We start from the raw sequence: 12,270 nt of genomic DNA, 5'->3' as shown, positions 1-12,270 counted from the left end.
TTTCCATGTCGATGCCAGCTCAGGGAGCTGGAGCCTCTGAAGGCGCCCAGGGGCTCTTCCACTGGCGGGGGGATGCCCTGGTGGTGGGCGGCGGCGGCATCGGCCAGGCGTTGCTCCAGGCTCTGGCGCAGCGGGCCCCTGCCCTGCGGCTGTGGGCCACCAGCCGGCGGCCGTGGCCAGCGGGGAGAGTGGTGCCGCCCGAGCGGGTTCTGGGCCTCGATCTCACTGACGACTCCAGCCTTGAGGCCTGCGCCAGGCGACTGCAGGAGGAGGACGTGCAGCTGCGGCTTGTGATCAACACCGCCGGCCTGCTCCACGACGGTGACCTGCAACCGGAGAAGCGGCTGCAGCAGCTTCAGCGCAGCTCCTTGGAGCGCCTGTTCAGCGTGAATGCCTATGGCCCGGCGCTACTGGCCCGATCCCTGGAACCCCTGCTGCCCCGCCAGGAGCCAGTGCACTTCGCCAGCCTCTCAGCCCGGGTGGGCAGCATCGGCGACAACCAGCTGGGTGGGTGGTATGGCTACCGGGCCGCCAAAGCGGCCCAGAACCAGCTGCTGCGCTGTCTGGCCCTGGAATGGGAGCGCCGTCTGCCCCTGGCCTGCGTGAGCCTGCTGCATCCGGGCACCACCGCCACGGCGCTCTCCGAACCCTTTCGCCGCTCGGTGCCGGCGGAGCAGCTGTTCAAGCCTGAGCGGGCCGCCAACCAGCTGCTCGATGTGATCGCCGCCCAGGGGCCCGCCCACTCCGGCCGCTTCCTGGCCTGGGACGGGACGACGATTCCCTGGTGAGGCCGGGGCCTCAGGCCTGGGGGGAGGGGGAGTGGGCGAATGACTGCAGCAGCTCCAGGGGGATCAGCTCCAGGCTGGAGGCGTCAGTTGCCTCCAGCCGCACCGGTGGCGCCACACCGTCGTCGTGGGCCTCCAGCCAGCGGGCGGCACAGACACACCAATGGTCGCCGGCTTTGAGGCCGGCAAAGCCGTAGGCGGGCCTGGGGGTGCTGAGGTCGTTGCCCTGGGAGAGGGAATAGCGCAGAAACAGGTCGGTGATGACGCAACAGACCGTGTGCCGGCCATGGTCGGAGGGATCGGTGCGGCAGTGGCCATCGCGGAACCAGCCGGTCATCGGCTCACAACCACAGACCACCAGAGGCTGCCCAAGCACATTCAGCGACAACGGGCTGGGGGCACTCGACGATTGATCCACGCAAATTCCCAGGCATTAACCCTGAGTCTGACCAGCGGCGGGCACGAAATCCAGCGGAGAGGTTGACGGATTCGGGGGGGCAGGCGTTAAAGCTCATTGAGCTGTGGTGTTGGAAGGCCTCCTTCTGCCGCCCTTCCGCCTTGCCTTCAACACCTTCATGAGCTGGGATTACGCCGAAGACGCTGCCTTCATGGCCCTGTATGACGCCTTCAAGGAAAGCGGTGAAACTTCCGCCATGGAATTTCTCGCCCATGGGGAGGGGGCCTTCCACTTCCAGGAACTCACCCAGAACGCCGCTGGAGAGGGCATTGATCTGAGCGACTCCGATGCTCTGGAGGCCTTCCAGCAGGACGTGATCGACAGCCTCGAATCGCTCTGAGCCTCAGCCGTAGAAGAAATCGATCTCCTTGGCCTTGAGGCCCTCCCAGCCTGCAGCCTTGAGCCTGGCATCGAGGCTGGCCTGGTCCAGGTGCTTAGAGCCGGTCTTCACCACCCGGTTGCGCATCGACTTGCGCACGCCGCTGCGGGCCCGCTGAGCCTCCAACGCCATCACCTCGTTGTAAAGGCTGAGCATTTCGGCAGGTATGGGGCTTCCATCGAGATCAATGCCGGCGGCGATCGCCGCATCGACACCATCAGGACCGGCAATGGCCATGGCAGAACAGGCAGAAACCACCTCAGCCTGCCACCGCCCCGGCAGCCCTGGCGGCGATGGAATCAGGCGCTGAAATAGCGGGCACGGCTATGAACCGCCACCAGGGCGGTGGTGCTCTGCTCGGGATCGAGCTGGTCGCTCTCATCCATGGTCAAGCCGATACGACCGGCATCGAGCCAGGTGAGTTGCTGGCGGGAATCGGCCACGTTGGGGCAGGCCGGATAGCCAAAGGAATAGCGGCTGCCGCGGTAGCGCTGGGCCAGCACATCACGCAGGACCGCCGGTTCCTCGGCCGCAAAGCCCAGCTCCCGTCGGATGCGGGCATGGGTCCACTCCGCCAGCGCCTCGGCCATCTGAACGCCCAGCCCGTGGAAGTAGAGATAGTCGGTGTAGCGATCGGCGGCGAAAAGCTCCCGGGCATAGGCACTGGCCCGCTCGCCCATGGTCACCGCCTGCATCGGCAGCACATCACTGGGCCCGCCTTCACTGAGATCGCGGAAGAAATCGGCGATGCAGTAGCGATTACCGCCCCGCTGACGCGGCAGCTCAAAGCGCCCGAGCACCCGCTCGCTGCCATCGGGGTCGAACACCACAAGGGCATTGCCTTCACGGCCGCAGGGGTAGTAGCCGTAGGCGACACGGGGGGTGAGCAGGACCTCCTGCCGGCAGCGCTCGATCCAGCTCTGTAAAACGGGCTCGGCCTTCTCAGCCAGCATCGCCTCGTAGGCCTGACGGCTCTGCTCCTGGCTCTTGCGGAGCTGCCACTGGCCGGCGAAGAGGGCGTTGCGATCCAGATAGTCAAACACCTCATCGAGGGGGATCTCGCTCTCCTGAATCAGGCAACTGCCAAGGAAGGGGGGTTGGACGGCGGGCTCCTCCGGCACCACCTCGGAGCGATGGCTGGTGACTTCTAGGTGGCTGGTGGCGTCAGGATTGACGGCTGTCTCGGAAGTGGCAGCAGCTCCAACTGCTGCGGGCTCAACAGGCGTGGCCTGATCAGGTGTGTCGATCCGTTCCGCTGCCAGCGCGGGCTCGGGTTCAACCTCCAGGCCGAGCCCGGCAGGGGCACCGGCGAGGAAGCCAAGGCGGTCATCCCACTGGCTGGTCTTGCGGGCCTCCGAGAGCGCATCCATGAAGCGCAGGTCGGCAAAGGCATCGCGGCCATAGATCACCTGGCCGTTGTAAACGGAGCGGCAGTCCTTCTGCACGAAGCGGGGGGTAAGGGCCGCCCCACCGAGGATCACCGGAACGGTGATGCCAGCCTCATTGAAGGCCTGCAGGTTGTCCTTCATGAAGGCAGTCGATTTCACCAACAGACCGCTCATGGCGATGCAGTCGGCCTGGTGAAGACGCTGGGCCTCAATGATCGCCTCTACCCCTTGCTTGATGCCAAGGTTGATAACCTCATAGCCGTTGTTGGTCAGGATGATGTCAACCAGGTTCTTGCCGATGTCGTGCACATCGCCCTTGACGGTGGCGATCAGGAACTTGGCCTTGGCACTGCTCACTCCATCTACCTTCTCCATGTGCGGCTCAAGAAAAGCCACTGCTGCCTTCATCGTTTCGGCGCTCTGAAGCACGAAGGGGAGTTGCATCTGACCGGAGCCGAACAGCTCCCCCACCACCTTCATGCCATCAAGCAGAAAGGTGTTGATGATCTGCAGCGGCGGGTGACTGGCCATGGCCTCCTCAAGGGCAGGCTCAAGTCCGATGCGTTCACCATCGATGATGTGTTGACGCAGGCGCTCCTCCACGGGCAGATCGGCCAGGCTCGGACCCGATGCCCTTGCCTCCTTCGCACTGACCCCCTCGAACAGTCCGGTGAGCACTGTGAGGGGATCATAGGTGCAGATCGCTCCCGCCGCCTCCGATTCGAAACGGCGGCGGTCGAGGATCAGATCACGGCAGACCTGCTGATGCTCCTCACTGATCTTGGCGAGGGGAAGAATCTTGGCGGGGCTGACGATGGCGGCATCGAGGCCCGCCTCGCAGCAATCGTGCAGGAAGACCGAATTGAGCACGATCCGAGCCGCTGGAGAGAGCCCGAAGCTCACATTGCTCACTCCCAGCACCACATGAACGCCCGGCAGATTCTGGCGAATCAGGCGGATGGCCTCGATAGTGGCGACGGCATTCCGGCGGTCCTCCTCGATGCCTGTGGAGATGGGCAGAGCCAGGGGGTCGTAGAAGATTTCATGGGCCGGGATTCCATACTCAACGGCATCGCGGTAGGCCCGCTGTGCGATGCAGAACTTGCGCTCTGCCGTGCGGGCCATTCCCTCCTCATCAATGGTGCCCACCACCACCCCAGCGCCATAGCGGCGGGCCAGCTCCAGCACCTTGAAGAAGCGCTCATCGCCATCCTCGTAGTTGGTGGAATTGAGGATGCACTTGCCACCAGCCACCTTCAGGCCGGCCTCCATCTTCTGCCACTCGGTTGAATCCAGCATCAGGGGCAGATTCACATTTGTGACAAGACGACTGACAAGATCGTGCATGTCCTTCTCGCCGTCGCGACCGACATAGTCGACGTTGACATCGAGCACATGGGCATTTTCCTTGATCTGGCCGCGAGCCAGGGCCACAAGGCCGTCCCAGTCTTCGGCGTTGAGCAGATCACGCACCTTCCTGGAGCCGCTGGCATTGAGCCGTTCGCCGATGATCAGGAACGAATTGTCCTGGTGATAAGGAGTGATTCCGTAGATCGAGGCCGCCGCCGGCTCCCACTGCAGAGCAGGACGCGCCAGCCGTTGCTCCGGCAGCCGCACGGGCCGGGGGCTGGGGTGCAGATCCAGAGCCAGTTCAGCCAGTGCTGCGATATGGCTCGGGGTGGTGCCACAGCAGCCACCGATCACCTGCACCCCCAGATCCTCGACGAAGTGAAGCAGCTGCATCCGCAGCTCCAGGGGTGTAAGCCGGTAGTGAGCCACTCCACCCACATTCTCCGGCAGTCCGGCGTTTGGAATGCAGCTGATCACAAACGGACTGTGCTCACTCAGATAGCGGATATGAGCCTTCATCTGCTCTGGTCCGGTGGCGCAGTTCAGGCCCAGCACATCGATCGGGAAGGGCTCCAGAATCGAGACGACTGCGGCGATGTCGGAGCCCACCAGCATCGTGCCGGTGGTCTCCATCGTGACCGAGACCATCAACGGCCGACGCTGGCCGGCGGCCTCAAAGGCCTCCTCCAAGCCCTGGAGCGCCGCCTTGATCTGCAGCACGTCCTGGCAGGTCTCGACGATGAACAGATCGACATCACCCGCCAGCAGCCCCGCCGCCTGCTCACGGAAGGAGGCCTTCATCGTGTCGAAATCGATATGGCCCAGGGTGGGCAACTTCGTGGTGGGGCCCATGGAGCCCGCCACGAACCGGGGCTTGGCGGGGGTGCTGTAGCGATCGGCCATCTCGCGGGCCAGCTCGGCGGCCCGTTGGTTGAGGGCGAAGGCCTGATCCTCCAGCCCGTACTCCGCCAGCACGATCGAAGCGGCGCCGAAGGTGTCGGTTTCGATCACATCGCAGCCCGCCTCAAGAAACTGACGGTGCACGGCCTGCACGGCATCAGGGCGGGTGAAGACCAGGTTCTCGTTGCAGCCCTCGAGGGCGGCGCCACCGAAGTCCTCGGCGCTCAGGTCCATCTCCTGCAGCGAGGTACCGGTCGCGCCATCGAATACAACCACGGGCCGGTCGGGGCCGTGCAGGTGCTCCAGAAACCCGACTCTGTCGGTTCCTGTCTTTGCCGCCGCCGCCCCGCCAACCAGTGCCGTCATCGCGTGATCGTGCCAGCGATCACTCTAGAAATCAGTCGCGCAGGCGGATGCGGGTGACCCAGTGGTCGTAGCTGGGGTCCTTGCCCATGGTGATCTGGGTGAGCCGCTCCCGCAGCAGCTCCATCACAGGGCGCTCCGTGGGCAGATCGGTGGTCTCGACCCGACGCACCGGGGTCACCCGTGCCGCAGTGCCGCTGAGGAACACCTCGTCGGCCACGAACAGCTCGGTTTTGTCGACCGCCCGCTCGATCACAGGGATGTCGAGGGCACGGGCCAGCTCCAGGATGCTGGCGCGGGTGATGCCCTCAAGGATGTCCTGATCAACGCCCGGGGTGATCAGCACGCCCTCGCGAACGATGAAGAGGTTCATGCCACTGGCCTCACTGACCTTGCCGCGGCTGTTGAGCAGCAGAGCCTCATCGAAGCCGCTTTTCACCGCCTCCGTCTTGGCCAGGGAACTGGTGATGTATGCGCCGCTGATCTTGCCGCGCAGGGGCAGGGAGCGGTCCTCCTGGCGGGTCCAGCTGCTGACGCGGCAGCTCACCCCATCGGGGGAGAGGTAGTCGCCCAGCTCGATGCCATAGATCAGGAAGTCGGTCTCGATGTCGTGCAGACGCGGCGCTATGCCGAGATCACTGGTGTAGACGAACGGCCGCAGGTAGATCGGGGTAGTGGGACGGTTGGCCTGCAGAAAGGCGTCGATGGCGCTGAGAATCGTGCTCTCCTCCAGTTCAGCCAGCAGCAGTCGGGCGCTCTGGCTCAGTCGGCGGGCGTGGCGGTCGGCGCGGAACAGCAGAATTTCGCCAGGATCCGATGGGTTGGGCAGGGCCCGCATCCCCCCGAAGGCGCCGGTGCCGTAATGCAGCGCGTGGGTGGCCACCGAGAGGGTGGCCTCGGCAAACGGAACGCATCCGCCCTGGAACCAGGCGTAGGGGAGAAATTTCTGCATGCGGAGAAGCTTGGCTAGGGGGAGGAGCGGCCGGCTCCGCACCGTGGACGGGCCACGATCTTCTCACCGTCAGGACCGAGGATGGGCCGATGCATCGGCTTGCGGCAGTTCCCGGCGCCACCGGCGACACGGATGGTCCCCTCTATGTGGAGCAGCCGTCGGCTCCCCTGTTGCTGCTCAGCAGCGCCGACACCGACCTGAGCGCGCTCGCGGGCCTGTTGCGCGACGAGCCGGCCCTGCTCAACCAGGAGGTGCGCGGCCTCAATCTCGCGGCCCTGGATCACCCCGCCGTGATTGACCACTATCTGGCCACCAGCATGGGGGACACCCGGCTGGTGCTGGTGCGCCTGCTGGGGGGGCGGGGCCACTGGAGCTATGGCCTCGAGCAGCTGCGCCGCTGGGCCACCGGCCCAGGCCGCCAGCTGGTGGTGGTGGCTGGCACCAGCGAAGACGAGAGCGACCTGGCGGGCCTGGGCACTGTGGATCAGGCCCTGGCCCTGGCATTCGGCCGCTGCCTGCGGGAAGGGGGGCGCGCCAACCTGCGCCGGGTGCTGCTCAGCCTCGGAGCCCTGCTGGTGGGGGAGCAGCCCGAGCCGCCGCTGACCCAGCCCCTGCCCGATCCGGCCCCCCACGACTGGCGGGCCGATCCAGGACCCCGGGTCGGCCTGGTGCTCTACCGCGCCCTGTTGCAGGCAGGCGACACCGCCCTGGCCGAGGCCACCCTGAGCGCCCTGCGCCGGCGGGGACTCTGCCCCAGAGCCCTGTGGGTGAGCGGCCTGCGCGATGGAGCTGTGCAACGCGGTGTGGCCGACCTGCTGGGGCGCGAAGAGGTGCAAGCGGTGCTCTGCACCACCTCCTTCGCCTCGGTGCAGTTCGAGGAGGCAGGCCTCGGCGCTCCGCTCTGGGAGGCCCTGAACGTACCGGTGCTGCAGCTGCTCTGCAGCAGCTCCAGCCGAGACCGCTGGCGGAGCAGCAGCATCGGCCTCAGCCCGCTGGATCTGAGCCTGCAGGTGGCGCTGCCGGAGCTGGATGGCCGCCTAACCACCCGGGTGGGAGCGTTCAAGGAGGCCGCCGACCGGGCCGATGAGCGGCTCACCACCGCTCTGCACCGTTACGAGCCGGATTCCGAACGCCTCGATTGGATCGCCCAGCTGGTCAAGGCCTGGGTGAGCTTGCGCGGCACTCGCCCGGCCCAGCGGCGCCTGTCGCTGGTGCTTGCCAACTACCCCACCCGCAACAGCCGCCTGGCCAATGGCGTGGGTCTGGACACCCCCGCGAGTGCGGCGGCGATGTTGCACTGGCTGGCCGCCGCCGGCTACGACCTCGGCAAAGCGGAGGAGCTGCCGCAGGATGGCCAGGAGCTGATCCGTCGTTTGCTGGCGGGCCGCAGCAACGATGCCGAGAGCAGCCACCGGCCGCCCCTCGACCACCTTCCCCTGGCCACCTACCAGCTCTGGTATGGCGCGCTGCCACAGGCGGGACGGGATCTGATCGAGCGGCGCTGGGGTTCCCCCGACAAGGACAGCGGACTGGAGCGCACCGCCAGCGGAGTCGGGTTTCCGATCCGAGGTCTGCGTTTCGGCCGCACCCATGTGCTGATCCAGCCGGAGCGGGGCTACGACCGCGACCCCAGCCTCAGCTACCACAGCCCCGATCTGCCCCCCACCCACGCCTATCTGGCCCAGTACCTCTGGTTGCGGGAGGTGGAAGGCTCCCAGCTGGTGGTGCACGTGGGCAAGCACGGCAATCTGGAGTGGTTGCCAGGCAAGGGGCTGGGGCTCTCGAGCCAGTGCTTTCCCGAGTGGGCCCTGGGGCCGATGCCCCACCTCTATCCCTTCATCGTCAACGATCCGGGCGAAGGCTCCCAGGCCAAGCGCCGAGCCCAGGCCGTGATCCTCGACCACCTCACGCCGCCCCTGGGGCGTGCGGGATTGCACGGGCCGCTCCAGACGCTTGAAGCACTGCTGGATGAGTACTGGGAGGCCTGCCAACTGGGCAGCGGGCGGGTGGCACCCCTGCGCCAGCGCCTGGCCGAGACCCTCGAGACCCTGGAGCTGCCCCTGGATGCCTGTGACCTGGAGAGCCGTATCGATCGCGCCGACGGCTATCTCTGTGAGCTCAAGGAGGCCCAGATCCGCACGGGCCTGCACACCTACGGCCACTTGCCCTCGCCGGAGCCGCTGCTGGAGCTGCTGCTCTGTCTGGCGCGGCCACCCCTCGCCGAGGGGCCTGGACTGACCCAGGCCCTGGCGAAGGATCTGGGGCTGACGTTCGATCCCTGGGCAGATCCGGAAGAAGACCCCCTGGATCCGGCCGACCAGCAGCTGCTGCTGAAAGCCCTGGCCGCTGGCGGAGCCACGCCCACAGCGGCAACTCCTGGCGGGACAACGACGGATTCGGCCCATTCCTGCCGCCGGATCGGGGATGGCGTGGCCCTGCTGGAGGCGTGGGCCCTTCAACTGCTGCGACCCCTGCTGGCGCCGCCAGTTGAGTCGTTGCTGGAGTCCATGTCGACTCCCATGGTGGGAGCACAGCCCTGCGGCGCCATCACCCGCTCGGTACTGGAGAGGGTGCGCGGCGACCTGATCCCACGGCTGCTGCGTTGCGGTGAGGCGGAGCGAGAAGCCTTTCTCGCGGGCGTGGCGGGGGAGCGCATCGCCGCCGGTCCCTCCGGGGCCCCCACCCGCGGCCGTCCCGATCTCCTCCCCACCGGCCGCAACTTCTACAGCGTCGATCTGCGCGGACTGCCCAGCGAAGCGGCCTGGGATCTCGGACGGCGCAGCGCCGAGTTGCTGCTGGAGCTGCACCTTCAGGAGGAAGGTGACGATCTGCGCCAACTGGCCCTCTCGGTCTGGGGGACAGCAACGATGCGCAACGGCGGTGAAGACATCGCCCAGGCTCTGGCCTTGATGGGGGTGCGGCCTGTCTGGGACGGGCCTACCCGGCGGATGGTGGACCTGGAGGTGATCCCGCTGTCTCTGCTGGGGCGGCCCCGGGTGGATGTGACCCTGCGCATCTCCGGCCTGTTCCGGGATGCCTTCCCCCAGCTGGTGGGCTGGGTTAACCGGGCCACGGCCCTGGTGGCGGGCCTGCAGGAGGCGGAACCGGATAATCCCCTGGCGGCGGCCCTGAAACGCGAAGGTCACTGCGCCAGGGTCTATGGCTCAGCGCCGGGGGCCTATGGGGCGGGACTGCAGGGCCTGATCGACAGCGGCCAGTGGGAGGAGCGCAGCGATCTGGGCGAGGCCTACCTCAATTGGAGCAGCTGGCGTTATGAGGGCAGCGGTGAGGCGATCGCCGATCGCGACGGGCTGGAGCAACGGCTGCGCCAGGTTCAGGTGGTGCTGCATAACCAGGACAACCGAGAGCATGACCTGCTCGATTCCGACGACTACTACCAGTTCCAGGGGGGGCTGAGCGCCGCCACGGAGCGTGTGCGCGGTTCAGCGCCCGCCCTCTGGTTCGGAGATCATTCCCGCAGCCAGCGGCCCCGCCTGCATCGCCTGGAGCGGGAACTCGACAAGGTGCTGCGCTCGCGGGTGCTCAACCCCCGCTGGATCGAGGGGATGCGCGCCCATGGCTACAAGGGGGGCTTCGAGCTGGCGGCCAGCCTCGATTACCTCTTCGCCTATGACGCAAGCACCGGCCGCGTGCCGGACTGGAGCTACGGCGCCATCTGCGACACCTGGCTGGGAGATGAAACCCTGCTGGACTTCCTGCGCCAGGCCAATCCCTGGGCCCTGCGCGACATGGCCGAGCGGCTGCTGGAAGCCCACAACCGCCGGCTGTGGGAGTCGGCCAGCCCTGAGCAACTGGAACTTCTGAGGCAGTTGGTGCTCAGCAGTGAAAGCCTGGTGGAAGGCTGATCAGGAGTTGATATCCCTGGCCATGTCCTTAAAGGCATCAGTAGTGCCGGGCTTGGCCTGCTGCAGACTGCTGCCCGGCTGGCCATCGGCCGCGCTCCCTGAAGCCTTACGGGCGGCTGGTGCTGCACCGCCAGCGGCGTTGACACCACCCACGGCAGCTCCCCTGAGGCGCTTGCTCAGCTCCGCCGAGCTCAACTTCTCAGCAAAGGTTTTCTTGACCGGCTTGGGCACACCACCGGTGAGGTTGGTGTTGATGGCCTTCGCCTCGGTTCCGGGCAGGCCCGTGCTTGCCATCTCGAGCCGAGCCGCCATCGAATCCACCTCCTGGATCATTTCCTTGCCGCCAGGGTTGTCGGCGTTACCGGGGAAAGTGTGGCGGATCTTGTTCGCCCGCCGCATGAAGTTCACATCACCGAGGCTGCTCGAGGCGTCTGGATCGAGGTAGAAGCTTTCTTCCTGCTTGGCCTTCACCGGTTTGGCCTTGGGGGCCTTGGAGGAGAAGGCTCCTTCGGAGCGGTTACCGAGTAGACGATCAAACAGACCCATGGTCAGGAAACGGAAACCTTGTAATCAGCCTAACGGCCGCCAAGCCCCAGACCGTGAGTATCAGTACCGCAACTCGTCAGCAATCCCAGCCGATTCAGCTGGGCCGCGATTGTGTCGCACACCAGGGGAGAGGCACGCCAGTACTCCCCTTGCTCGTAGTCGTAGTAGGCCTCGGCGCCATCGAATCCCAGCTCCGCCGCCGCCGCGATCAGCAGGTGGTAAGGGAGGCGGTATCGGGCGGGATGGGCCAGCAGGGCCAGTCCGCCAGCGGCATGGATCGCCTGGCGCACGGACCCGGCACGAAGCGCCGGGCCCACCACAGCACTGCCCTCGAGGTAAGGAGCGAGGGCGGCATGGCCAGGTTCGAAGCCAAGCCCGAGCACGTGCACCAGACAACCTTCCAGCAGGCAGCTGATCTCGACGCCGCTCCAGAGGGTGGGAACCGTCCAACCCCTCTCCCGGTGCTGGGTCAGCCGCCGTTGCAGAGGCTTGTAGGCAGCCGCGCTGTGGTGATCGGTCACGGCGAAGTGCTCGAGCCCCAGGTCGACTGCCTGGTCAGCCAGCCATTCCGGCTGGAGGCTGCCGTCACTGCAGGTGGTGTGGCAGTGAAAATTCAGCCGCCCGGGGCAACAGGAGGGATCCACCCCCTGCAGGACAGGCACCAACGGATGCTCAGGCGCCACCGGCGAGGGCCTCCTGTTCGACTCGAAGCCGGCGCCAGCGGGCATAGAACTGAATCGAGCCGGCCATCGCCACCACTAGGGCCACCAGAAACCAGGTGGCCGCGCCGGTGGGGAACTGCCCCTTGAACACCACCAGCATCACCACCAGCACCAGCATCAGGGTGGGTAACTCGTTGAGGGCCCGCAGTTGCCGCCCGCTCCAGCGGCAGCTTCCCTGGCGCAGCTGACCCATCAGGCGGTAACAGAACCAGTGATAGGCCAGCAGGGCCATCACCACGGCCAGCTTGGCGTGCATCCAGCCCTGCTTCAGCCAGATGGGCTGGGCGACCAGCAGACCCACCGCCATGGCCACAGCAACCACCATGCCCGGGGTGGTGATGATGTTGGCCAGCCGCCGCTCCATCAGGGTGTATTGCTGCTGGAAGGCGCTGCGCAGGGGCTCCTCCAGAGCCTCGGCCTCCACGTGATAGATGAACAGCCTCACGAGGTAGAAGAGCCCGGCGAACCACACCACCACCCCCACGATATGGAGGGTCTTGAACCAGAGATAGGCCTCCGCTGGCAGGGCCGGCAGCGTCATCGGGGCAAGCAACATGAGTTT

Annotated in this window: 10 protein-coding genes; 3 read left to right on the top strand and 7 right to left on the bottom strand. The window is 66.3% G+C overall.

The window, feature by feature from the left end; genetic code table 11:
- Nucleotides 1-11 precede the first annotated feature (11 nt).
- Nucleotides 12-788 (top strand): SDR family NAD(P)-dependent oxidoreductase, encoded by a 777-nt coding sequence (locus KBY93_RS02590; protein WP_255092777.1) that lies wholly within the window; start codon nt 12-14, stop codon nt 786-788.
- A gap of 10 nt (nt 789-798) precedes the next feature.
- Here the strand turns inward: KBY93_RS02590 and KBY93_RS02585 are convergent, their stop codons facing one another.
- The gene (locus KBY93_RS02585; protein ID WP_255092776.1) at nt 799-1,161 is read right to left on the bottom strand and encodes a DUF2237 family protein; all 363 of its coding nucleotides are present in this window, start codon (nt 1,159-1,161) and stop codon (nt 799-801) included.
- A gap of 199 nt (nt 1,162-1,360) precedes the next feature.
- Here KBY93_RS02585 and KBY93_RS02580 point away from each other — a divergent pair, with 199 nt between their 5' ends.
- Nucleotides 1,361-1,582, top strand: coding sequence for a hypothetical protein (locus KBY93_RS02580; protein ID WP_094554126.1), 222 nt, complete (start codon nt 1,361-1,363; stop codon nt 1,580-1,582).
- Nucleotides 1,583-1,585: 3 nt separating this feature from the next.
- Here KBY93_RS02580 and KBY93_RS02575 read toward each other — a convergent pair whose 3' ends face one another.
- From KBY93_RS02575 to KBY93_RS02565, 3 genes are all read right to left on the bottom strand, one after another.
- Nucleotides 1,586-1,858, bottom strand: a complete 273-nt coding sequence (locus KBY93_RS02575; RefSeq protein ID WP_255092679.1) for a DUF4090 family protein — start codon at nt 1,856-1,858, stop codon at nt 1,586-1,588.
- A 62-nt stretch (nt 1,859-1,920) separates the two neighbouring features.
- Complete coding sequence (gene metH / locus KBY93_RS02570; RefSeq protein WP_255092678.1) at nt 1,921-5,625, bottom strand: methionine synthase; 3,705 nt, start codon at nt 5,623-5,625, stop codon at nt 1,921-1,923.
- 31 nt (nt 5,626-5,656) lie between these two features.
- Nucleotides 5,657-6,574 carry a branched-chain amino acid transaminase gene (locus tag KBY93_RS02565; protein ID WP_094553915.1) on the bottom strand — a complete coding sequence of 306 codons (918 nt, stop codon included), beginning with the start codon at nt 6,572-6,574 and terminating at the stop codon, nt 5,657-5,659.
- A gap of 89 nt (nt 6,575-6,663) precedes the next feature.
- Between KBY93_RS02565 and cobN the strand changes: the two genes are divergently transcribed.
- On the top strand, nt 6,664-10,440 hold the full coding sequence (gene cobN / locus KBY93_RS02560; protein ID WP_255092677.1) for a cobaltochelatase subunit CobN: 3,777 nt from the start codon (nt 6,664-6,666) through the stop codon (nt 10,438-10,440).
- Here cobN and KBY93_RS02555 read toward each other — a convergent pair whose 3' ends face one another.
- From KBY93_RS02555 to hemJ, 3 genes are read right to left on the bottom strand one after another with little or no spacing between them, the layout of a single operon-like run.
- Nucleotides 10,441-10,986: a hypothetical protein gene (locus KBY93_RS02555; RefSeq protein WP_255092676.1), complete on the bottom strand. Its 546-nt coding sequence runs from the start codon at nt 10,984-10,986 to the stop codon at nt 10,441-10,443. It abuts the gene before it with no gap.
- Between the two features lie 29 nt (nt 10,987-11,015).
- Nucleotides 11,016-11,714 carry a PHP domain-containing protein gene (locus tag KBY93_RS02550; protein WP_255092675.1) on the bottom strand — a complete coding sequence of 233 codons (699 nt, stop codon included), beginning with the start codon at nt 11,712-11,714 and terminating at the stop codon, nt 11,016-11,018.
- Entirely contained in the window at nt 11,659-12,249 is a 591-nt protein-coding gene (hemJ, locus tag KBY93_RS02545) for a protoporphyrinogen oxidase HemJ (RefSeq protein WP_255092674.1), read from the bottom strand. Before hemJ ends, KBY93_RS02550 begins: the two co-directional genes overlap by 56 nt.
- Nucleotides 12,250-12,270: the final 21 nt, after the last annotated feature.

The organism is Synechococcus sp. J7-Johnson (assembly GCF_024345795.1).
Taxonomy (GTDB): Bacteria; Cyanobacteriota; Cyanobacteriia; order PCC-6307; family Cyanobiaceae; genus Regnicoccus_A.
The sequence above is the reverse complement of the archived record's forward strand: the minus strand, read 5'-3'. Positions and strand labels throughout refer to the sequence as shown.